General features: G+C 66.6%; 22 protein-coding genes. 1 reads left to right on the top strand and 21 read right to left on the bottom strand.

Going from position 1 to position 22,597, the window contains the following annotated elements; translation table 11 throughout:
- Positions 1–3: 3 nt before the first annotated feature.
- From FE633_RS10780 to FE633_RS10735, 11 genes are all read right to left on the bottom strand, one after another.
- The gene (locus FE633_RS10780) at positions 4–1,359 is read right to left on the bottom strand and encodes a hypothetical protein (protein ID WP_138044900.1); all 1,356 of its coding nucleotides are present in this window, start codon (positions 1,357–1,359) and stop codon (positions 4–6) included.
- A gap of 232 nt (positions 1,360–1,591) precedes the next feature.
- The gene (locus FE633_RS10775; protein WP_138044899.1) at positions 1,592–2,005 is read right to left on the bottom strand and encodes an SsgA family sporulation/cell division regulator; all 414 of its coding nucleotides are present in this window, start codon (positions 2,003–2,005) and stop codon (positions 1,592–1,594) included.
- A 127-nt stretch (positions 2,006–2,132) separates the two neighbouring features.
- Positions 2,133–2,291, bottom strand: a complete 159-nt coding sequence (locus FE633_RS48255; RefSeq protein ID WP_246113552.1) for a hypothetical protein — start codon at positions 2,289–2,291, stop codon at positions 2,133–2,135.
- A gap of 51 nt (positions 2,292–2,342) precedes the next feature.
- Positions 2,343–2,651: a hypothetical protein gene (locus FE633_RS48250; protein ID WP_246113551.1), complete on the bottom strand. Its 309-nt coding sequence runs from the start codon at positions 2,649–2,651 to the stop codon at positions 2,343–2,345.
- A 32-nt stretch (positions 2,652–2,683) separates the two neighbouring features.
- Positions 2,684–5,482, bottom strand: coding sequence for a UvrD-helicase domain-containing protein (locus tag FE633_RS10765; protein WP_138044898.1), 2,799 nt, complete (start codon positions 5,480–5,482; stop codon positions 2,684–2,686).
- 311 nt (positions 5,483–5,793) lie between these two features.
- On the bottom strand, positions 5,794–6,045 hold the full coding sequence (locus FE633_RS10760) for a hypothetical protein (RefSeq protein WP_138044897.1): 252 nt from the start codon (positions 6,043–6,045) through the stop codon (positions 5,794–5,796).
- Positions 6,046–6,152: 107 nt separating this feature from the next.
- Positions 6,153–8,057, bottom strand: coding sequence for an AAA family ATPase (locus FE633_RS10755; RefSeq protein ID WP_138044896.1), 1,905 nt, complete (start codon positions 8,055–8,057; stop codon positions 6,153–6,155).
- Positions 8,058–8,233: 176 nt separating this feature from the next.
- The gene (locus FE633_RS10750; protein ID WP_138044895.1) at positions 8,234–9,919 is read right to left on the bottom strand and encodes a vWA domain-containing protein; all 1,686 of its coding nucleotides are present in this window, start codon (positions 9,917–9,919) and stop codon (positions 8,234–8,236) included.
- A gap of 108 nt (positions 9,920–10,027) precedes the next feature.
- Positions 10,028–11,272, bottom strand: coding sequence for an AAA family ATPase (locus FE633_RS10745; protein WP_138044894.1), 1,245 nt, complete (start codon positions 11,270–11,272; stop codon positions 10,028–10,030).
- 329 nt (positions 11,273–11,601) lie between these two features.
- Positions 11,602–12,648 (bottom strand): hypothetical protein, encoded by a 1,047-nt coding sequence (locus FE633_RS10740; protein ID WP_138045061.1) that lies wholly within the window; start codon positions 12,646–12,648, stop codon positions 11,602–11,604.
- Positions 12,649–12,755: 107 nt separating this feature from the next.
- The gene (locus FE633_RS10735; RefSeq protein ID WP_138044893.1) at positions 12,756–13,700 is read right to left on the bottom strand and encodes a hypothetical protein; all 945 of its coding nucleotides are present in this window, start codon (positions 13,698–13,700) and stop codon (positions 12,756–12,758) included.
- A gap of 271 nt (positions 13,701–13,971) precedes the next feature.
- On the opposite strand from FE633_RS10735, the gene FE633_RS10730 reads away from it, so the two are divergent.
- Complete coding sequence (locus FE633_RS10730; protein ID WP_171059890.1) at positions 13,972–14,442, top strand: LysM peptidoglycan-binding domain-containing protein; 471 nt, start codon at positions 13,972–13,974, stop codon at positions 14,440–14,442.
- 314 nt (positions 14,443–14,756) lie between these two features.
- Here the strand turns inward: FE633_RS10730 and FE633_RS10725 are convergent, their stop codons facing one another.
- The 10 genes from FE633_RS10725 to FE633_RS10680 all read right to left on the bottom strand — a co-directional run bounded on the left by FE633_RS10725 (position 14,757) and on the right by FE633_RS10680 (position 22,317).
- Positions 14,757–15,068, bottom strand: coding sequence for a hypothetical protein (locus FE633_RS10725; RefSeq protein ID WP_138044891.1), 312 nt, complete (start codon positions 15,066–15,068; stop codon positions 14,757–14,759).
- Between the two features lie 144 nt (positions 15,069–15,212).
- A complete protein-coding gene (locus tag FE633_RS10720) occupies positions 15,213–15,734 on the bottom strand; it encodes a hypothetical protein (protein ID WP_138044890.1) in 522 nt (173 codons plus the stop codon).
- A 248-nt stretch (positions 15,735–15,982) separates the two neighbouring features.
- Positions 15,983–16,720: a hypothetical protein gene (locus FE633_RS10715; protein ID WP_138044889.1), complete on the bottom strand. Its 738-nt coding sequence runs from the start codon at positions 16,718–16,720 to the stop codon at positions 15,983–15,985.
- The gene (locus FE633_RS10710; protein WP_138044888.1) at positions 16,699–16,911 is read right to left on the bottom strand and encodes a hypothetical protein; all 213 of its coding nucleotides are present in this window, start codon (positions 16,909–16,911) and stop codon (positions 16,699–16,701) included. The genes FE633_RS10715 and FE633_RS10710 overlap by 22 nt, the downstream gene beginning before the upstream one ends.
- A gap of 694 nt (positions 16,912–17,605) precedes the next feature.
- Entirely contained in the window at positions 17,606–18,004 is a 399-nt protein-coding gene (locus FE633_RS10705) for a hypothetical protein (protein WP_138044887.1), read from the bottom strand.
- A 91-nt stretch (positions 18,005–18,095) separates the two neighbouring features.
- Entirely contained in the window at positions 18,096–18,833 is a 738-nt protein-coding gene (locus tag FE633_RS10700; RefSeq protein ID WP_138044886.1) for a transposase, read from the bottom strand.
- Positions 18,834–19,197: 364 nt separating this feature from the next.
- Entirely contained in the window at positions 19,198–19,716 is a 519-nt protein-coding gene (locus tag FE633_RS10695; RefSeq protein WP_138044885.1) for a hypothetical protein, read from the bottom strand.
- Between the two features lie 561 nt (positions 19,717–20,277).
- Positions 20,278–20,469: a hypothetical protein gene (locus FE633_RS10690; protein ID WP_138044884.1), complete on the bottom strand. Its 192-nt coding sequence runs from the start codon at positions 20,467–20,469 to the stop codon at positions 20,278–20,280.
- Positions 20,470–20,913: 444 nt separating this feature from the next.
- Positions 20,914–21,093, bottom strand: coding sequence for a hypothetical protein (locus tag FE633_RS10685; RefSeq protein WP_101401362.1), 180 nt, complete (start codon positions 21,091–21,093; stop codon positions 20,914–20,916).
- 438 nt (positions 21,094–21,531) lie between these two features.
- Positions 21,532–22,317 (bottom strand): hypothetical protein, encoded by a 786-nt coding sequence (locus tag FE633_RS10680; protein ID WP_212747197.1) that lies wholly within the window; start codon positions 22,315–22,317, stop codon positions 21,532–21,534.
- Between the last annotated feature and the right edge of the window lie 280 nt (positions 22,318–22,597).

Below are 22,597 nucleotides of genomic sequence, written 5' to 3'. Positions count from 1 at the left end.
GAATCAGAAAGGCTGCCGCCTGTTCCGCCAGGGTGGGCATGTCAGTCCGTCGCAGACGGCGGTGATGACCTGGTCGACGGCGTTCGTGTCGAGTTCGAGGTCTGGGTCGATCGAGACGTGAACGGCCGCGTGCATCGCCGGGCTTGCGCCGCTGCGGACGAGGGCTGTGGTGAAGGGGATCAGGCCGTTCTCGCGGCAGACGGCGGCGTAGTGCTCGAACGTGGTGGTGACTGTCTCGCCGTCGACCGGCGCCAGGCCCTGGACGGCGGCCACCCAGCCGTACACGTTGCGCAGCTCGGCGAAGGTGTAGGCCTTCGGTGAGGTGGGCGACTCGTACAAGGCCGGCCCGCCCTTGGCGCGGTGCTCGCCGCGGTAGGTCCAGACGCGGCCGTCGCGGGTCAGGTACGAGGTGGGCCGGCGATGCTCTATCGCGTCCTGCCAGGAGCCGAGGACCCGGTCGATTCCGCCGAGGATCCGCCGTGCCCGGTCGTCGTGGGTCTCCCCCTCGTGCTGGGCGTGCCCGTCCTGGAGGACAAGGTTCAGCTCCCCGAGCAGTTCGAACGGCTCGTCACCCTGGAGCACGTTCGTCCACGGCAGCGCGGCCGGCCGCTGAGAGCGCTTCTCGGTCCTGGAGGTGTCCGGCTGGCTGGTCGCGATGGTCTCCTCGACGGTGGCGTGACCGGATGCGGAGGCGGCTGGTGCATGGGCGCCGTTGTCCTCGAAGTGGGGGGTCGGCTCGCAGATCTGCTCCAACGGTTCGCGGCAGTCGTTGCACTTGCGGGATTTCACCCACCCGCCTCCGTTGGGCGCCGGGTACTCGCTTGTGACGTCCCACGACTCGTGAGGGCACGGCGGCTCCTCGGCCTGGTCTACGGGGTGGTTGCAGATCCCGGTCTCATTGTGAGTGAGGGCCGCGCCGTTGCAGTGCTGTGCCCGGTCCTCGGGGGCGTCGCCAGCCGGGGTGTCCTCGAAGGGGGTGAGGAGCGCCTTCGCGAAGCGCGTTCCGTCCTTGCACTGCGCGGACAGGACGCCGCTCACGGTGCACCAGGGGCAGGCGTGGGAGTGGGCGGTCGCCTCGTCGGCGAGCGCGAGGAGGCGGTCACTGGGCTGCTCGTCGCGGGTCCACGCGAGGAGGGCGACGGCGTATGCCTGACGCATGCCCTCCGCCCGCTTCGCGAGGTCGTCGGCGTTGCGCCGGTACGCCTCCAGGTACGGCGGAGCCAGCTCGCGGAGCGCGTCCTCACAGGCCGGGTGAACGGCGTCGGCCATTCGGGCGGGTGTGCGCTTGTCCCGGCCTGAGCCGGGGTCGATGCACAGCCGCAGAAAGGCCCGAAGTTCGTGTTCGTTGAGGAACTGCATGGTGGGTCCTCTCGGTTCGTTGCACCTGTCGAGAGGTCGGGTGCGGTTTCGGCGACCTCCTCGCTGCTGATGGCCGAGGTCTTATGAAGGAAGTGAGCGGTCACGGGACTGCTCTGGCGGGTGAGTCATGTGTAGAGGTGGTCAGCGCGCTGCCTGTGTGACATGACGTCGTGGGTCTTGTTGCGCCGGGCCCGGGGACTGGGGGCCTCCGGGCCGTGCTCGGCTTTCGCTGTCAGTGGGGCAGAAGTTCGTCGAGGAGGCTGTCGATGTCGACGGCCTTGGACTCCTGGCCTGCGGGGACGGCCGCGTAGGTCTCGGCGAGCCACTCCTTGACGGGAGCGATCGATCCTTCCAGGCGGGCATACCCGTCGGGGGCCTCCAGTTCGATGCTGAGGCAGCGGTCCGGAAGCGGGCCGACCGGGGTGATCTTCACGTCGCCGATCCCGGCGGGAGTCGTGGTGCCCTGGTCGAGCAGTTCCCGGGCGAACGTCCACCGGACCACATCGTCGGGCGTGACGTCGAAGGAGAACTGCACCGCGTAGGGGTCGGTGTCCTTGTAGTACAGCCGCACGGGGACGAATACACGCAAGTCCGGGCCAGCCACGAGCGACATGCGGATCTTCAGTTCCAGGCCGGGAAAGCCCATGGGTGGATTCCTGTTCTTCGGCGGAAAAGCGTGGTGGAGGCGGGCGGCGGGAGGCAACGCCCGGGGATACTCGAACACCGCCGTCCCGCCGAGGTCGCTGTGCGGGGGGCATGGCGGGTGCGGTTTGCTACGCCTGGCGTTCTGCCAGGGCGTTGATGGCGAAGAGAACCTCGCCGTGGATGACCCCCTGGTCGAGGTAGTGCCAGGCTTCGGCGAGGCTCTCGACGAGCAATTCGTCGTACGCCTTCGTGCCGGGCCGGGCGCTCTTGAGCAGCTCATTGTGCACAGCGCGCCACTCGTCCTGGACGGCGTACAGGTGTTGGGTGGCCTCGCGTAGTTACCGCACCTGCCAGGCGTAGCGTCGGGTCCGGTCGGAGGGAGCCAGCCGGGCGAGCTGCTGCTCGGCGACGTGCACGAGTTCGTCGGCGTGGTGGTACACCCGGCCGAACGCGGACAGGGTGTCGGCGTCGCGCTGTTGCTGACGCAGGCCGTAGGCGTCCTCGTCGTGGGGTTGGAAGGACTCGGGGTCGGAGTGTCGGCTGGAGTAGTGGCCCCAGGCGGCGAGGGGTGTGACCTTCGGGGCTGCGTCATTCAGGGGTGTGAGGTGTGGAAGACCGCAAGGGCAGGTGCCTCTCGTCGAGAACACCCGCCCCTACGGCATGAGGTGGCGGCGGTTGGTCAGACGGCCGCGGTGACCGCGGAGCGGTCGTCGGCGCTGCCGGGAGCAGCGCTGTCGTTGTCGTCCAGGAGATCCGGATCGATGCCGAGGGCGCGAGCGGCGTTCCTCTTGTCACGCTCGGTCAGAGCCGTCACGATCTGCTCGTAACTGCTCTGGATCGGCGGGTTCTTCACGGTGCCGTAGCCGAGTACGTACTGGCTCTTCATGGCACGAGTGAAGGCGACGTAGAACATCCGCTTGGCGTCTTGGGTCATCTTCGTGTCCTCCCTGTAGAGGACGACAGCGTTGTCGAATTCGAGACCCTTGGCACCGTGGATCGTCGAAACGACCAGGTCGGCCTTGGACTCGAGGTTCTTCCGCTTGCGCTCCTGGTTCCTCTGCTTGTTGATGTTCAGCTTCTGCTGGTTCCGCTGAATCTCGAAGGAGAGCAGGTTGTCGCGCAGCCGATCGAAGAACGCCTTGTGCGTGAGCGTGCCCTGGTGGCAGAGCGTGATCCAGCCGTTGATGGTCGCGCTGTTCTCGATCCACCACTCGGAGATCGTGCGCAGGATCGCCTTCTCGACGTTGGCGTTGGCAGCGTTCTTCGTCAGCTTGTCCATGTTGTCCTTGATCCCCTGGGAGACCACGAACGCGGCGTTGGTCGGCGGTGCCTGCAGGACGTCGTTCCAGAAGAACTTGATGTACTTCGAGAAGATGTCCGTGGCGTAGACGCGATCGCTGACCAGAGAGGCGACGTGGCGGTCCGGGTAGCGCTTTTCGAGCACATCCTGGATCAAGGACACCTCGCGGCGCGAGTAGGCCAGGAAGGCCACCTGCTCGCCCCGGTCCAGGCACTTGTCCACGTAGTTGGGGATGACCGTGTTGCGCACGGTTGCCTGCAGGTCCTGGGTGACGAACCCGGTGAGTCTGGCCACCTCGCGGTACTCCAGGGTGACCTTCTCCAGGAACGAGTCGGCCGTGGGCATGGCGAGCGAGTTCGCCTGCAGCTGGATGTTGGCGAACTGGTTGGTCTCCAGTCCGCCGAGCACGACGTTCGCGAAGTCCAGGATCTCCTGGTTGCTCCGGTAGTTCGTCGTGAGCTTGAAGGTCGCGAAGACCCCCGAGCCCTCCAGCGTGTTGAGCGCGCGCGGGTTCGCCGAGCGGAACTCGTACAGCGTCTGCGAGGCATCGCCGACGATGAACAGGGACTGAGCGTGCTTGGTGATGTACTTCAGCACGTAGATGAACTCAAACACGCTGTTGTCCTGCACCTCGTCGATGATGAGGTACTTCGACTGCACATGGGCCGGCTCGGCCATGTCGTCGATCTTCTGGTAGCAGATGATGATCTGCAGCTCCAGCGAAGTCTGTTCGATGCGGTCGAGCAGGGCGATCACCTCGTCGAAGTGGCTCTCGACGAAGGTGTTCAGGGCCGTGAAGGCGCCGGTCCTGTTCTGGTCGACCTCCAGCAGGCGGTGGCGGAACGTCGCCGCGAACTGGCTGTTCGGGTAGAAGATGTCGATCGAGTTGATGATGGTGTCGATCGCCGAGACCTTGTGCCTCGGGTGGTTCATCGAGTAGATGTCGATGATCATCTTGGCGATCGTCATCGAGCCGACGTCCGGGTTCTTCTCCGTGATGTTGTCGGCAGCGGCGTTGGTGAACGAGAGCACCGTGATGTCCGAGGCGGGGACGCCGCAGGCTTCGAGGTACTTGATCCGTTCGAGGATCACGGTCGACTTGCCGGTGCCGGCTCCCGCCTGCGTCATCACCAGCGGCTCGTGCGTGGTGAGCGCGTCGAGCTGCTGCTTGGACAGGTGGGGCGGCAGATTCGGAGGCGTGGCCGGCTGCGCAGGCACGATCAGCTGAGGCTTCATCTGCTCCAGATGGTCGAGTGTGTGATTCATCAGCAGGCTGAGGTTCTGCTTCGACAGCTTCGTGGCGATCTGGTCGGAGAAGGTCACATCCACCTGCTTGTGGATCTGGCGGTAGGCCTCCAGCGGGACGTTGTAGTTCTCCAGGTAGCGCAGCTGGACGGCGAGCATGTTCAGCTGTTGCTCCGTCGGGCCCGCGGGCATGTCCTGGATGTAGCGGCAGACCTCGTCGGCAATCGCCTCGGAGTCCCAGATCTGGGCCAGGCGCGTGATGCGCTCGTAGATCGAGTACTGGCGCATCCACTCGTCGAACTCATCGCCGAGGTTGGAGGCCGTCAGGCCGGCGGATGTGAGCACGTCCTGGACGTAGTCACGGGCGTTCTCCAGCGGGCTGGTGTCCCACTGCAGGAAGACGGCGGCGTCGTGGTTGCCGTAGCCGACCGAGCGCGAAGCGGCGGTTGCGTACTCGGGCTCGGGGAGCCCCTTCTTGAAGAGGTACAGCTCCATCCGGTACTGGATGACGAGGTCGCGCGTGGACTTGCCGCCGGACTTGTCCTCGTAGAACACGAGCGCCTGCGGGGTCATGTCGAAGGCGACGTCCCAGTCGTCGAATCGGCTGGACGAGGTGTCGACAGTAAAGCGGTCGTCGGCGTGCGGGCTCGGCAGGGTGAAGGACCCGCCTGCGTTCAGGGCGCGACGCGTGATCGGTGCGAGCGGGATCGATGTCGTGGTGATGTCGTGCTGCGTCGAGCTCTGCTTGACCTCGATGTCGGTGGCCATGGCGTAGGCGGTGTTGGTGGCAGTGTTGATCGGCCGCAGGGACTCGTTGAGCAGGCCGATCTTCTTGCCGTTGCCGGTGAGCTTCGAGGAGAAGAACTTCGGGTCGACAGCCTTCTGAGCAACGGCATTGGCCGAGAGGTCGAGGTCATCAAGCAGGACAGGCATGTCGTTGCCTTTCTCCAGCGGGTCGAGAGGGGGATTGAGAGAAAGAATGAATCAATCGCACAGCAACTCTGACAAGAGGTGAATAGTCAGTCGAATGCTCGAAGGTGAGCGAAGAGTGCAGCGACAGGGCTGGGTCATGGGCGCAGGTACGAACACGGGCGGGGCTCGTCAGCTGACGAGCCCCGCCCGTGTTCCTCTCAACCCACCCGTCAGGGGCCGTTAGGCCCCTGAATCCGGGGTATGTGGCGAAGCCACGCCCCGGACACCGCGCACTACCCAGGCGCGCGGTCGTTCATCAGCGGCAGCTCATCTCACTTCGAAGTCGAGTCCGAGCGCCGGTCGGGACCATCGACGGCAGCATCGCCGGCATCGAGATCCCAGGGGCAGGCCGTGACGAGGGATCCTGCGGGATCGACCTCGATCAGGCCAAGCATGAGGCCCAGTTTGCGGAGTTCATCGGTACTCCGGACATGGGTGGTGAGGTTCGCTCGGGCCGCGGCGGAGAGCTCCATGGCTCGCTTTCGGTGCTCTTGGAGCAGAGGTTCGGGGAGCCTGGCGGACATGGCTGTCCCCCTTTCTGAGCAATGAGGGTGTGGGGGGTGAGGTACGCCGAGGGCTCCTGTTCCGGAACATCCGGAACAGGAGCCCTCGGTGCGATGCGGACGGCTGCTCAGTCGTCCGACGGGGATGCCGAGGCTGTGCCGCCGGTCTGGGCAGCGAGCAGGCAGTCCTCGATCCAGGTGCGAACAGCCTTGCGCGCCGGCCGCGCACCCTGGGAGTCCACGTAGGTGGTCTCTTCGATGGCGCGCAGCTCGTCGTCGGGCATCGACGCGGGCAGCGCCTGGGCCAGCCGCGGCTTGGCCTCGACGATCCGTTCACGCTGCCGCTCGTAGTCGGCGGCCATGATCTGCCGGTAGGTCTGCCGGTCGATGGGGTTGAACCCCACGACCAGTGAGAACCGGCCCAGCAGCTCGGCGTCGAAGAACTGCTCCAGTGCCTTGTTGAGGCTCTGGTTCGAGATGGTCTTCGGGTTGTTGCCGAAGCCGATCATCTTGCCGTCGAGCGAATCACGGGCGGCGTTGGTCGTGCAGATGACCAGGGCTTTGGAGAAGTCCAGCATCTTGCCATGGGCATTGCGGATGTAGCCTTCGTCGAACGCCGAGAGGAACAGGCGCTGCACGGCCTTGTCAGCCTTCTCGAACTCGTCGAGCAGGATCACCCGGTGGGGGTTGGACTCCAGCGTGTCGAACGGGAGCTCCTGGTTGGAGTCCGATCCGACATAGCCGGGAGGTGAGCCGATGATCTTCGACGTCGACCACTCGCTGTGGAATTCGGTCATGTTGAGGATGATCGGCTCGGTGCCGGTCGTCTCCTCAGCGATGATTTTGACCGCCTCGGTCTTACCCACACCTGAGGCCCCGGCGAACAGCCACGTCGTGGGCGTCTTCATCGGGAACAGGTCGAGCTCTTCGCGGGCCAGACGGTCCGTGAGCTTGGCGAGCACGTCGTCCTGGCCCTGCAGGCGGCTGGTGAGCGTGGCGCTCAACGCAGCGACGTCGAGGTCCTTGCGCTGGGCGTTTCCGGTCATCAGGCGCTTGGCCACATCGAGCACACGGGTGCTCGTCAGCGGCACCTGCAGGATGGACCGCAAGGTCTGCGCGAGTGCCGTGTCGCCGGCGTTCTCGGCCTGGACGATGAGCTTCTTCTGCTCCAGGACCCGGTCAGCCATCGCGCGGTCGAGCAGCGTGATGGCGTTGTCCGGCCGGTGCTGGCCAGCCCGGGAGTTCGCTTCGGCGATCTGCACCACCGAGGCCAGGACGTCGTCGGAGACTCCGATCTGATGACGGAAGTGCGCCATCAGGCCGGGACGGACCGTGGTCATCACGGCCAGCGTCTGTTCCACGCTCAGCTCGTCGACGATGAGCCGGGTGAAGCGGCGGGCGAAGGCCGGGTCCTCGTCGAATGCCCGAGACTCCGTACTGGTGGTCGCGCCGATGACGGACATGTCGCCGCGGGCCAGGGCCGGCTTGAGGATCTGCGAGATCTTGCGGCCGACGGCGTCGCCATGGCTGCCGGACCCTCCGGTGATCTGGTGGATCTCGTCCATGAACAGAATGGCCTTGTTCTTGGGGTCCGAGGCGAACTCGACGATCGCCTTGACCTTCTCCTCCAGTGAGCCGACGATGCCTGTCCCGGCGATGATGTTGGTGATGGGCAGCTCGTAGATCGTGTAGTCCTTGAGCTGGTCGGGAATGAGGGTGTCACCGAGCGCGATGCGCCGTGCGATGTCCTCGACGATCTTCGTCTTGCCGACGCCGGCGGAACCGACCAGCAGAGCGTTGGGCTTGGTCTTGCTGATGATGACCGAGAGGACCTGCTCAATGAGCGTGTCACGGAACAAGGTCGGATCGGCGTTCTTGAACTTCTCGTTGTAGTCGACGAGGAGTTCCTTGACGTCATCGTCGGCGCTGCCGCCGGATGGCATTCCCATGGGCGGGAACGACGCTGGAGGTCGGCCACCGCCGGTGCCCTTGTCGTCGTCGGAGCCGCCGGGCGTGAATTTGCTGAGACCCATCGGGTCCTCCTTCGGTGCGGGTCGCTCGGCGTGATGGCGCGCTGGGTGGATGCTTCACGGGCTCCGAGCAGGGATATGGATGGGTGAGAGAAGAAGCCAGGGGTCACCAAGAGCGGTGCCGGCCAGGGGAGTTGGTTGCACGGCACCGCTCTTGGCGGTCCTTGGGGGCAGCAGGGTCAGACGACCATGCCGAGGAGCCTCTGCCGGATGCTCGGGTCGATGTGCTGCATCGAGTCGGCGTAGCGCTTGGCCAGGTCCACCATGAACGACCAGTCCATGGCGGAGCACGGCGCGTAGTACAGGTTCTTCGGGTGGTCCTGACGCGTGGACGGCGGCAGCCAGTCGAAGTCGGTGACCATGAGCGAGAGCCTGCGCTGGCGCACCCGGCTGGCGTTGATGTACCGCCAGATCTGCGTGTACTCCGTTCCGCCCGACACCTTCGGGATCCTGCGGAACTCCTTCCAGATCTGAGCCGTCGACTTGTTCTCCGTGCGCAGCATCACCTCTTGGGACAGGAAGTGGCTGAACGAGTTGAAGTACAGGTTGATGTTGAGCTTCTTGGCGATCCGGATGAGCATCATGACCGCCTCCTGGTAGTTCTCCTCGGAGATCGAGCCGGAGGTGTCGATGTAGATATGCAGGTCGGGCATGTACTGCACCGAGGTGATCCGGCCGGGCTTGTTGAAGTCGTCCGGGTTCCGGCGGTTGGCCTTGAGGAAGGTCGCCGTCGTCGTGCGGAAGATGTTCTGCGACTTGTTGACCTTGCCCATCCGGCGTAGCACACGGGTGATGTGCTTGAGCAGGTCGAGCTTGCTCGGCGGCTGCTTGCGGAACGCCACCTGGGCGCTACGGCTGCCAGGCTGCCCCGGTTGCTGCTTGGCTCCCAGGGCGGCGGCCCGGGCGGCTGCCCGTGGCAGCGACGTGAGCTTGGACAGCGACGTGTTCGAGACGACCTTCACCGGCGAAGCCAGCGACTGCTTGATGAGGTTCCACTCCCCTGTGATCTTCGCCGCGGTGGCCCGGGCATGGGCCTCGACGTTGACCAGGACGACGGAGCGCGGGCAGAACAGCTCCCCGACCGTGAACGGCAGGACGCCGGTGTCCAGAGCGGTGTTCTGCTGGCCGGCCTGGGCCCGCTGCTGCTCGGCGTAGTTCATGAGCATGTGCACGAGCACGCGGGCGAAGGAGTGCTCATCGTTGGCGTCAGAGTCGTCTTTGCGCACCAGCAGCGACTCGGTGAGCCCCTTCAGGGACAGGGCCGTGAAGTCGTTGAGCAGCTTGGTGGTGGCCGGCGGCAACGCACTGGCCATCGTCTGTGTCTGCTGGGACAGCCAAATCTTGAAGTCGTCGAAGGCCGCGGAGGACTGGAACCAGAACCCGAGGGTGTCGGGGTGGAAGGTGTAGGCGATCGAGGCGAAGAAGGCGCTCTCGTCGCCGGTCCTCGCCAGCAGAGCCTTCGCGGCCGGGAGGACATCAGCCTGCGCGGTGTAGAGCACCCGAGGGGAGGGAGCGGGCATCTTGTTCTGCTGCCCGGCCTGAACGGCGAAGAGCTCGGCGACCGGCAGCGGTGTGCCTTGGTCGAAGTTGATCAGGGTCTGCCCGAGCAGCTCCTTGACGGTCTGCTCGTTGGTCACGTTCAGCGTGTCGCCGAGGCAGCTCAGGACCAGATCCGGGATGTCCCCCGTCAGATCAGCGCCCTGGGCGTCGGTGATGCTCGCCGGGGTATTGGGGTTCAACGGCTCCAGCAGCGGGTCGATGAGGGTCTGCTGGATCGCCGGCATCGGGTCGTAATCACCGGTGCACGAGATGGTGTGCAGTGCGTCGAGTACGGCCGGCTTCTGGTTCGTGACGGTGATCGTCATGGGTCGTGGTCTCCTTCTGAGGACAAGGCAGCGGCAGAGCGCCGCCGGTGGTGGGGAGTTGCAGCAAGAGTTGCACCGCAGCAGTCCCCACCACCGGTGAGCGAGCGATCAGAGGAAGGCCGAGAGGACCGGCTTGGCCTGGTTGACGATCGGAGCGTCGATCTCCATGAAGGCCTCCAGGTTCTGGCGGTCGATCTGCTGGCTGGTCACCATCTCGATGAGCGTGCGGGTGTGCTCCGGCTCGATCTGGGTGATGGCCTGGGCCAGCTGCTCGATGAGGCGCGCGTTGTCCTCGCTCTCCTTGAGCGCGTACAGCAGCGACCCGGACTTCTCGTTGTCGGTCAGCGTCGCGATGACCGCGGCCATGTCGGTCATGGTCGCTGCGGCCTTCAGGCTCTGGTAGCAGTTCGGCTTCGGGACGTTCACCCGGTTCTGCTGCACGCCGCCAGCGTTGTTCGCCAGGTCCTGAGAGATGGTGGCCACGAGCTGCGTGGTGAACATGGTGTCTCCGACGTAGGCCTCGATGGCCTCGTTCAGCAGCGATGTCTCGCGGTCGCCGATCTGGATCGGGGTCGCCAGGTACTGCGCCAGCTGCTGCGGGTCGGCCGCGTTGAGCCACTTCGACAGGTTGTCGATGGTGCGCGGCGTGGTGAGCTGGTTCATCTCCTCGCCGCCGTCGAACAGATCGGCCATCGTGACGTTGCCGTTGTCGTCGTCGTCGTCCTGACCGTCGGCGACGATGGCCTCGGGCGTCGACTTCTGGAAGATCAGCCCGGGGTACTGCGTGAGCACCGTCTTCACCCAGGGGTTCATGTTGTCGCCGAGCACGGACATGAGGGTGGCGGCGTCGGGCTCGACATGAAAGATCGCGAAGCGGGACAGGCTCGCCTCGTCGAGCGAAGTGACGTTGCCCCTGTCGTTGCCGGCCACGACGATGCGGACGTTCTTGGGCAGCTCGACGTAGCCCATGCGGCGCAGCGTGACCAGGGTCAGCGCGCCGGAGGTGACGTCGGAGGTGGTGCGGTTGATCTCGTCGAGGAAGAGGATCGGCCACTCACGCGGGTTCTTCTCGGCGTAGTCGATGCACTCCTGGATCACCTGGTGCGGGTAGAAGACCTGCTTGTAGCTCTGCGTGCCGTCGTCCTTGGTGTACGGCACCAGGCGCGCACCGGTGAGGTCGGCCTTGTCGGCGAGCTGGTTGCACGGCAGCGTGAAAGCCTGCGTGCCCATGGAGTAGGCCAGGTCCTCGACGAAGCTGGACTTGCCGATGCCGGGTTCGCCCATGAGAGCGGGCGTCGCGTCGACCTCAAGTGACTGCTTGATGAGGGTCGTCAGGGTGTCGTTGAACTTCATATCGATGTCTTTTCTGTGCGTGGGCGAGGAAGAGAGAGAAAGACAAGAGATGTCGGAGGACGGCGCTGCTGCTCTCGGCGTCGCCGAGGCTGCATAGGCCGTGAACGGTCCTGTGGCGCGGGCCGCGCCGTCGGAGCCCGGCGGAGACCTGCACTCCCGCCATGGGTGGCGATGGAGCCCCGCTGCACATCGCCACCCGATCGCGCTCCGCGCGATCCAGCCCTGTCCCCCACCTGTGCTCGGCCCCGCCGCAGCACCCGCCACCCACCCCACCCGCTGCCGGAGGCAGCAGATGAACCAGGAGCAGAAGCAGCAGCAGGCACAGAGCGTCAGTTGGTCGACGAGGAACGGGCCTCGCGGTCGGCCACGAGCGCGGCGGCCCGGTCGAGGAGGAAGGGCCGGCCGTTGCGCCGCTCGCTGTGCTTGGGGCGCGCAGGGATGACGTCGAGCGCCGCCTTGTAGAGCAACCACGCGGTGTCGCCCGTCGAGTACTCGACGCCGAGGGCGCTGTAGGCGCGCAGTTGCGTCCGCATCCAGCCGTAGAGCGACGCGAGAACGGAGAACTCCCAGCGGGACATGTCGTGGTTGAAGTCGCCGGGATCCCGGAGCTGATGGCGTGCACTGGCCAGGGTCTGCTCGACGATCGCCTGTGAGTACGGGATGTCGGGCATGACCTCGGCGGTGTCGACATCTGATGCTGAAGCACCGGAGCTCTCGCTGGCGTTCACGGCCAGCTGCGTGTAGAGGTCCTCGATGGAGGCGAAGGCCGGTGCGATAGTTGCTGCGTTGACGTGAGAGATGACGCGATCGGGCACCGGCTGGCGGGTGAAGGTCGACCAGTGGTCCAGGAGCAGTTCGTACCAGCCGTGTTCCTCGCGCAGGACGCGCTTGCCGGCGGCCACGGGGAAGTCGTGGAAGTTCTTCGGCAGCGGCATGACGAGATGGAAGCCCTGGCCGGACATCGACAGCTCCGAGTAGAGGATGCCCGGCAGCCGCAGCAGGTCTGTGGCCACACCTGGCGGGCAGTCGGCCTCGATGTCGAGGACGAGCAGCCCGTCAGTCTGGGCTTGGAGGTAGAAGGCGGTGTTTGCGGCGTTCGGTATCGCCGCGGTGAGTTCGTCGAGGGTGAGCAGGCAGGTCTCGTCCAGGGCGAAGGCTCCGCGTAGTGGGCCGGCGTGCTTGCAGCTGGAGGTGCAGCCGGCGAGCAGGTGCCGTACGTCGATCGGGGCCTTGCGCTTCGGCGGCTTGGTGGGATCGTCGGGGGTCTCTTCCCTGATCTGTCCGGAGATGGTCCACCGACAGGCACTGGCGAGAGTGCGGATCGCGGGGTTGCCGTAGAACTGCGGGAACCAGGCATGGGGGTCGGCTGGAGTCATCGTGGGACGCACGCTTTCGATCGGAGGCGTCAGGAGGGGAAGAGAAAGACAGGACCCCCGTACTGCACGGATGCGAGTACGGGGGTCTCATCGATGGTCAGCGTGGATCAGCCCTGGTAGGTGATCCCCGCCTGCTGGGCCGGGCCGGAGCCGTTCCAGGGGCCGGTGGCCACGGGCGAGCCCACCGCCGAACCGGCGTCCTTGAGGGAGGCGTTCTCGGCCTCCAGGCGCGCGAGCTTCTGCTCCAGGGTCTCCTGCTGGGCAGGAGCGGGAGCTGCGGCCGGAACAGCATCCGGAGCAGGACCAGCAGCGACGGGCGCAGCCACGGCGGTCGCCGGGGCCTGAGCCTGAACCGGAGACTGCGCGGCCACGGCCACAGGTGCGGACGCCGGCTGAGGGGCCGGGAAAGACAGGCCGTCCTCCACCTCGGTCGCCACCGGGACGGCGGCAGCAGGAGCAGCACTGGCAGGAGTGGCCTGAACGGGGCGCGGCGTGCCGTTGAGCACGATGCCACGCGCAGCCAGCTCAGCCTGGTCGATGCCGCCAGCATTGTAGTAGCGCGGCGCCTCGTGGACGATCACCTGTTCGAGGGCCAGGCCGCGGTTGTTGAAGTTCTTCGGCTTGTAGGTGCGCAGCACGAGCGTGACGTCGAGGCCCTGCGCGAGCTCCCGGCCGGACTCATCCTGGTCATAGGTGCCGTCGCCCTTCGGAGAAGGGATCGCGATGACCGGCAGGGTGCTGCCCTTGGAGTCGATGGAGTAGTTGGGTCCGGTTTCGGGCCGCTTCGGGGAATCGTAGCGGCGCTCGGAGACGAACTGCTCTTCGAGGGTGGGGTTGTTCGGATCGGCGAACTGGACCTCGGCGTGAATGATCGTCGCGGTGGTGTGCGGCTTGCCGACGGGGTTCATGCCGTTCTTCGTCTTGCGCTGGTCGCTGGCGACGAGCTCCGCGCCCTCGATGAGGCGGGCGAGTACAGCGAAGCCGAGCTTCCCGCGGATGAAGACGTTCTTGCCCTCGGTGATCTGGCTGGCGGAGATGGAGTAGTTGACCATGGTGGTGCGGTTCCTTCGTTCGGTCTGGCGGTCGGCGATTCAGGGGGCCATTGGCGGGCTATCGGACAGGATTCGGACTGCCATCCAATCCCTTATTCTATCAACTTCAGTTCGGCTATGAGTAGAATGTCAATGCCGGACGTGAATGGTTATGCGCGCTATTCAAAGAGGAGTTGGGACAGGGATGACGGCTACGATTCAGCGGCCAGTGGGGACGGCGTTGAAGCCGTCGGCGCAGATGAGAGCAGCTGCCGGGAGTCACGCCGGCCCGATGGGCTTCGGCAACGGACCCGTCATCGCCGCCAGCGTCATGGTGGGCGGAGCGGCGCTCTTCGCCGGATGGGGCCTGACGCAGCTCGCGACGTCCGACGGCGGCATCATCCAGGCGCTGCAGGGCAATCACGCCCCGGTCGAGGCACCGTGGAATCCCGGCGAGAAGAACGCCGGAGGCGGCAACGCCCAGCAGCCGAGCGAGGGCGGCACGGGGAAGCAGGACGAGAACGGGGCGCGTCAGGATCCGACGCCGGGTCGCGGCGACGAGGACAAACCCAACGGATCGGGTGCACCGGCCGAGGCGAAGCCCGCGCCGAAGGCGAAGCCATACACCATCAAGCCAGGCGATACGCTCACCGCGATCTCAGGGACGACGGGGGTGCCGATCGGCATCCTGGTCGAGACGAACAAGATCCAGAATCCGGATCTCATCTACGCGGGGGCCTCGCTGCTTATCCCGCCGGTGTGACGACCCGGCAGGGCGGCACTGCTACGTACCGAGCCTGATTCGATGCCCTGATCGCCACGAGGCAGTCAGGGCATCGTCGTCTTCTCAGGCGGAGGACTCTGCGTCCCGGCGGGCTTGCAGGTCCATCAGTCGCGTGCGCAGCTGGTGCAGCTGCTCGACCTCGTCGTTCATGGACCGGATGTCATCCGGAGCGTAGTCCTGCGGGTACTCGAGCCACTACTCGCTGAGCAGCTTGATCTTCGCATCGACGAGATCGAGCGCTCTGCTCAGATCGAGGACGTCGTCCAGCGTGAGCCCGGAATCGGCGGAGGCGGTCATGCTTCGGTCCTGGGCTCTGCCACCCAGTCGCTGCTCGAGGTCGGGGGAAGGTTCTGGATGTCCAGCCAGCGGTTCATTGCTTCATCCTGGTCGGCGACGCCGTCTGCTTCTTTGTGCAGGGCCAGAAGCGTGATCCACCCAGTGGGGACGAGGGTCGCGATCTCGAACTCGGCCGGGTCCAGACGCTGGACGACGCGGTAGAGACTTCCCTCAGGGGCCTGCCAGATCGTGGTCTCGCCGCGGTAGACGCCGGCGCGGTTACTGTGGAACTTGACCGTGAGGTCCTCCATGCTCAGCGGTTTGCTCATGGTTGCTGCTCCTGGACGTCGAAGGTGCCGAAGACGAACTGCGTGACCTCGTAGGGCTCACCGCGAGGCGTCACCCGGGACCGGCGTGAGCCGGTCCACGGTATATCTCCCCGCAAAGCACTCGGCCCGGGTTCGCCCCCCGGATCAGCTGTGCTGATCTCCTCCCCTGTTGGGGGCGCCGACGGAACTCGTCGACCTGCGGAGATTCGGCTCCGCGCCGAGCTCGTTTCCCACGCTGTTGGAGATCCTTTCCCGCCCCTCGGAAGGATCCGCGTCAGCAACCTGGATGCCTCGGCCGACAACTCGCCCATGTGGCTTCGAGTTGGCGGCGTGGTCGGCACGCGTGATCAGCAGGGTCCGGGTGGCCGGGTCGCGGTAGGTAGGGGCCTTCATCACCCACGCTGTCGGGGTGGAGGCCGACGTGGTGCGGGCGCGGCCACGGTCGGCTGCGACCTGGAGCAGCACCGCTACCGGCGTGAGCATCACGGAAACCAGTGCATACCAGCCGATTGTCACGGACAGCAGCACGCATCCGGCCGCCAGAGCGCCTGCCAGCCTGCCTTTGCGCAGCCTGAAGATGGGAATGCGAGGGTCGGAGATCACGGCGGGCGGCACAGCGCACAGCAGCATGCCCAGCAAGATCAGCGCCCATGTCAGAACTTGCATGGTCAACAATCCGTTCGTTGGGGTGGAGTGAAATGAGCCGCATCAACCCGCCCGGCCGGGGCAGGTCGGGGCGGCCGGGCAGCACCGTGCGACGGCGCGCGGTTAGCGCCGCAAGCAGGCGAGGACGGCCCGAGGCCCCCACGGGTCCGTCGGGCACAGGAGGTGACCGGGCCCGGGGACGCCGAAGGGCCCGCCCACGTGCCGGATGCAGCGGCGGGGCGGGCCCGAAGGGATGGGTGGTTTCTAGGTCAGACGCGGATGACGGTGTGGCGCCGGACCTGGACCGAGTTGGTCACGCTGGCCTGGCGGGTGTGGCCGGTCTGCCCCGGCACTGCGGGGGCAGCGCTGAGGCCGAACATGTCCGCCATGGCGGTGCTCAGGTCTCCGCCGAACTTGCTGGTGCGGTCCATGCCGTTCGTGTCATACATCCGGAACGGGTGGCGTGGGGCCAGGGCCCAGGATCCCGGAGTGCGGCGGCTGGGGGTGTAGTGGATGTGCAGTGTGCCTTTGGGGCCGCTCAGCTGGATGGTGTAGCCGCTGTCGGTGGCTGCGGCGAACGCGTTGATGTTGCTGTCGGTGTCCTTTCGCCGGGCGGTGTCCCGCGTGTTGTCGAGGGTCTGGCGCACCCTGTCGGGGAGCTGGGTTTCATCGCTCACCGGGGTCAGTTCGGGGAGCTCGGAGCGGCCCCCTGGGCGGGAGAGGACATCAGGGTCGTTCCAGATGCGCACGAAGTCATCGAAGTCGCGGGCCAGTTCACGGGGGGTGCCGTCCACCGTGAGCGTCGAGGTACTCCACTTCCAGGTGCCGCGGTGATTGCGCCGCCAGGTGACGGTGAGCTCTACCCTCTCGCTGGCCAGCCGCAGCAGGTAGTGCAGCGGTGAGGTGCGGCGGATGTCGGCCGTCTGCCCGGTTGCTTCCAGCAGGTCGTCGCGCATGGCGGCAACCGGCTTGGGGAGAACGGCTTCTACGGTCGGGTGTTCAGGCATGAATGCTCCAGGGCAGAGGTGTTGAGGTCGGTGAGGTGCGCATCGGCGCCCGCCCGGATCAGGAGTCCGCAGCGGGTGCAGCGCAGGGTGTCGGTGGGGTCCCAGTCGTCGCCGTCGTCGCCGGGCTGGCAGAACACGGCCTGGAAGGCGGCAAGGACTTCAGTGGGGGCGGGTCGGGGTGGATCAGGCATTACGTCTCCTGGCGAGGGGCCCGCCGTGGGGGCTGCACGTCACCTGGCAGGGGGGCAGCCACCGCGTCCTGGCGCGCGGTGAGCGCGGCACGGCGGTCGAAAGGGGGCGCCGGGCCGCAGCGGTGACGGGAGGGGGATCTGCGGGCTGCGGCCCGGTGGACAGGACCATGGCGGGGCAGGGAGTTAGCGGCGCAACCGTCCCCGAGTGCGCAGCTCTGGCAGCGCGGCCGACAGCGCGCACCGATGTCCGGCCGGCATGGCGGCGGAAGTCGACGGTTCGGGGGGGGCTCGGCCACACCCGCAGATGGCGGGGCGGGAGCCGCTCTTGCCGCACTGACACTGGCCCCCGGCACGCCAAGCCGGGCACCCCTGTGCCGGGTTCGGTCCGTGCGGCAACGCGGGACGGCCCGCCCTCGGCGGATGCGGGGGCGAGCCGTCAACGGTGCGGGTCGTTCGGCTAGGGGCGGTCGGGCACGATCCTCACCGCGCGGCGGGGAAGGGCCGCACGAGTCCGCCCGGCATCCGGTGGCCGACGACCTGTTCGAACCCCGGCCCCCGAGGGCCGATGAGGCCCTGCACGGTCTCGGGCCAGTGCCCACGAGCGAGAAGCCCCCGAACCCCCGCACGGGCAGCGGGAGTTCAGGGGCCAGGGTTGGCCTGCCCGGAGCCGGGCGCGGGGCGCGGGGCGCGGGCTTTATTCGGGCGGCTGGGTGGCCCAGATGGTGGGCCAGTCGATGGCGGCGGCTCCGTCGGCGAGCTGGCCGAGCGCGGCGAGCACCTCGGCGCGGGTGCGGCGGGTGGCGAAGAGCGTGCGGGCGTCGTCCTCGGTCAGGCCGAGTTCGACGCGGGCGACGTCGTCGACGTATCCGCGGGGGATTCCGGGCCGGAAGGCCCTCACGATGCCGGAGTCGCGCTCGAGGGTGTAGCCGGTCAGGTGGGCGGTCCATCCGGCGACGCACAGGGTCGTGCCGCAGTCCGGCGCCTGGTCCGGGCGCAGGAGACGGGTTCCGGCGAGCCAGGCATGCTGGTCGTGGTGCCGGGGGTGTCGGGTGATCTCCGTACGGATACGGGCAGCAAGTTCGGCGTCGGGCACAGCAGAGCCTCCAGTCAGTTGGTCGGTGGGCGGACGGGGACGGTGTCGGCGATCACGCCCGTGGCCTGGACGACCAGGTCGCGTGCAGTGTTCAGGGCGGTGGTGAAGCTGGCTCGGTCGGGGTCGATGCCGGGGCGTGTGGCGGTGGCGTCGGCCATGGCCAGCCGCAGGACCTGGTAGGCGACGAGCAGGGCGTAAACCTCCTGGTCGATGCCGTCCGGGGTGCGGGCGCGCAGGACGCGGCCGCCCAGGATGGTGGACTTGATCTCCAGGTTGGCGGTCCCCAGCGCTGGTGGTACATCGTGATCAGTTCGGCGGCGGGGTGACTTTGGTGGTCGGTCAGGGTGGTGAGGAGCCGGTAGCGGCCGGTGCGGCGGCTCACGGCCGTGGTGATGGTGATCTCGCAGTCGATGACACGCACGGGGACGGCGCCGATCGCCGACAGCCAGGAGCCGTTACCGCAGCGGCCCAGGACGGGCAGCCGACGGCCGTTCTTTGCCCGGACCAGCACGTGTGCGCCGGTCCTGACCATGGCGGTCACCAGGGTCCGGGCGGCGAAGTTGCGGTCCAGCAGCACGATCATGCCCTCGCGCAGATTGCGGAGCAGGCGCGGTGCATATGACGTCTCGCCGTCAGTGGTCGGTCCGAACACCGCGTCGATGACCGTGCGGGTGCCGCAGGACACCAGCACCAGCAGCCGCAGGGCCGAGTATCCCGAACCGCCGTTGTTGCAGCGGTGCTTGGTGAAGGCGGCCAGATTCGCCGGGCTGTCGGGCACGGCCATGGTCGTGCCGTCGATCGCGCAGACCCTCAGCCCGCGCCACCACACGCCGGCAGTACCGATACCGGCGGCCGGTCCGCGCAGCAGGTCGAACAGCCAGTGAGGGGCGTATCGCCCCTGGTCACGGAGTTTCGTCGGTGCACCTGTTGTGAAAATGCAGCACTGTAACAGCGTCAGAGATCAGACTGTCCGCCGACATCGAACCCAGTCCGTGGAGTTCCTTGCCATCCAACGCAGTCGTCGCAGGTCATGGCGTTGGTGAGCGGGGACGGCCTCACCAACGCCCTTGCCAATCAAGTTAGTCGCCGCAGGTCAGCGCGGGGCGGACGACTGGATTCGCTGTCCAAGGACACAGACGACCCCGTCGGCCAGGCTGCCGGCGGGGTCGTCTGAGGTACGAGGTCGTGGTCTCTCACGCCGCATCAGTGTCATCGGACTCACCCCGGCCAAACAGGAATCCGCGGACGTCACCGTTCTTCATCATGTCCTGCAGATGCGCCAGGAACACCGCGCGCTGCGTGGCCCGGCAATCGGCCAAGGAGTCGTACTCGCGCAGTACCTTCAGGTTGACCACCCAGCCGTTCTCGCGAGAGATGGCCTGGTCAAGCTGAGAGTCCGGCACGACGTCCATGCCGGTGAAGTCGTGGTCGAACTCGGGCGCGATGCCGAGGTGTTGATTCGGCTCGTCGATGTAGAGCGTGTCGACGCCGACCTGCTGGCCGGCCTTGTCGAATGCCACGAGAAACACACGGTCTGCCCTGGTGGTGTTGTCGACGTGGACCGCTGCAACGTTCGTGTCACCGATGAAGCTCGTCTGCTCGAACCGCTCGTACACGCGAGCACGAGCGTCATGGCACCACATGATGCGCCGGGCTTCGTTGAAGCCTTTGAACTCGTCAGAGTTGGACGCTTCTGTGTGGGGGTGGATCATCGGTGCGCTCCTTCATATGCGAGATCCGGGAGGTTTGCGATGCCAGGGGGCGTATTGGCTACGACACATGCCTCGAAGCAGCGAGCCTCCGTCGTTCTTCATTGCGGCGCAGCAGGAGCAGCTGCTGGGAGCTCGCCTCGCTCCTGCTGTGCGCCGCTCACCGGGCCAGCTCGCAGCTGGCCTGTTCGGCTCTCCTGCGGGCGGGTTCGGCTTGTGCCTCACTCGTCCGGTGGTGGGGCCGGGCTTGCATCGGCAACGCTAGGCATATGCAGCGGGCGATACCATTTCGCCGGTGCACAAACTGGCCCTTGACACCTGTTGGCTGTGCACCAGACGGCGGAATGCCTGCTCGGAAGTGCACCTTCCACATGACGGTCGTGTCGGGGGTGCACACATCCCAGTTCCCGGCATAATTCATCCGGCACTTGGCAAACTTTGCACCACATTCACAACACCACGCCTCGACCGGCCAGTTGGTCGACAAAGCGCCATTTCACCGGTGGACCTTTGTGATCTTGGCAGGGTGAGTTTACCCCCTCTCGACGAGCCACTTTCCTCGTGTCATGATCGGCACCAGTCGTAGACTTCATCCGGGGTAGCGTCGTAGCCCTCCTCAATGATCTCGTTGATTTCCTTTGCGCTCCCCTTGAGACGTTCGGCTACTACGTTGACGATCAGGTTGACCGCATCGCGGGTGCCGGTGTCCTCGGCCCCGAACCAATCCGTGACGTCATCCGCTGCGGCGTTCAGCACTTACAGGACCTCATCGTGGATACGCCCGGCCAGCTCTTCTGCGTGCCGCACAGAATTCAGAGCCCCTGGGGATTGAGGACGTAGGCCCGTATCATCACTGCGACATCCATTATTCCGGCATCCACATCCATTGCTCTTACTCCTTCGTGCCCGCTGGTTCGAACAAGTCGGAAAACATGGAGCGCGACATGCTTGTCCTGCCGTTCGGGCCGACGTACGTCACGCTGTAATCGTCGGCACTCGCTACGAATACGACATCTTTCGGGGGCAGTCACGCCACAGCCGACGGTGGTTTCGCCATCCGAGGCGTCTACGAAATTGGCGGCGCCCGGTAAGCGTCGGCATCCTACGCACCACCATCCCTCCCCCTACCGCGCCCGACCAGCGAAAACGTCGGGCTGGGTGCGTCCGGGCACGGCAGGCAAGGGGTGCGGCAACCGGGGGTCAGGGCTTGCGGTCGAGGTTCACCGTCATCGTCGGCGTCCACTTCTCGATGGGGCGGCGTACAGCCCTGCGCTCCCTGACAGCCTCTTGCGCCAGGCGGTTGGCCTCCTGCGCGTCCGGCGCGTCCACCTCGACCTCGGCACCGGCGTGAGCATGAAGAAAGACTTTGTACCGGGGCATCCGTTCCTCCAACTGGCCACAGACTGAGCGGGAATACGGCGCGGCCACAAACGGCGCGAAAGTGATCTGTAACGACTCTGTGCAGCACGGGACTTGCTGCTGCCCTGGCCGCCTGCCGCGCTGTGCCGCACCCAGAAAGCTACGGTCCTGCTCCCCCTGCTGGCAGAGCGGTGACCAGGAACAACACCGCCGCACCGCTGCGCGTTGGTGGCCGTGGCGGACCCGGCAGCCAGACCGTGGGAGTGTCGACGGTTCGGCGCGGGCTCGGCAACTGCGATCGATGCGCCCGGCCGGCTGGGCGGGCGGTGCCCGGAGACGGCAGCACGTGGGGCCCGAACCAGAGTTGCCGGGTACGGGCCCCACCACAAACGCGTGGCTGCCGCTCAGCGGTCCCGGCTGCCGGGAGTGTCACCGGCGTCGGGGTGGGCTGGTGATCCGTTAGGCCGCCCACTTTCCTGACCGTTCGAACTCGCCGGTCGTGAGGTCCACGATCAGGTGGTCGCCGGGCTGCGGCGGGGTGTCGGCGGCGATGTCTGTCAGCAGGTCCCGGAACATGTCGTCCAGGTCGGCGTACAGCTCCTTCTCGGCACCGTCCTCGATGAAGTCCTCGAACTCGCCCACCGACCCGTCCGCGTGGTGGAGGTAGACCCTCGACGCGTTCCAGAACACGCCGTTCTCCGCCGGGGAGTCGGTCACGAACTCGACCCGGGCGACGGGCTCGCCTGCGCTCGGGAGGATGTAGAACAGGGCGCGCAGCACGTCCACAAACATGGACTCGCGGCGCCGGATGCTGGCGGCCGTGAGGGCGCTGGCGGCGGCCGTGAGCTGTTCCAGCGACCAGTGGGCGGTCGCCTGCTCAAGGGCAGCATGGTCGGCCAAGAACGAGGCGCTGAGACGGCCCACGCACATGGGTCGGGCCGAGGTGGCGGCCAGGTGCGCCGCATCGCCGGTGGTGACGAAGCTGTTCGGAGCCAACTCGGTGGTGCTGCCGTGCTGCTCCTCGTACAGCTTGATCAGGGTCGAGCAGACCTTGCAGTCCGTTGCCGGGAATTCCTCCAGCTCCGAGTGGATGCGGCAGTTGCCAGCCGCGTCGACCGGCCAGCCATGGCGGTGCTCCAGCCAGTCGTTGTAGTCCATGCCGGTCAGCCCGACGAACTCGTACTGCTCAGTCGGCTGCTTCTCCCACTGCTCGCGCAGCCTGTCCATGAACGCCTGACGATTCACTGAGCTGGTGTCCTGAGACACATGTTCTCCTCTCGTTTACTTGCGGACACCACGTCCGCAAGGAGCCCTGGCCGGGAGGCGAGTCCGGCTGTGGTCGGTGTGTGGTGGCCCGGCCCCGGCCCCGGTGGAGGGGGATTTGGGGGCCTGGGGGCCGGGCTGGGGTGGGCGCGGACGGGTCCTGGGGGCCGGTCCGTCCTGCCCTGGTCTGGGTGTCCCCGGGGCTCTGCGGCGCGGAGGCCGGGGCACGAGGGGCGCCCGGCCGGGGCCCTGCGGGGGTGCC

It is taken from the genome of Streptomyces montanus, assembly GCF_005786655.1.
Lineage (GTDB): Bacteria > Actinomycetota > Actinomycetes > Streptomycetales > Streptomycetaceae > Streptomyces > Streptomyces sporangiiformans.
Note: the sequence above shows the minus strand (reverse complement) of the source record. Positions and strands in the feature narration are given on the sequence as shown.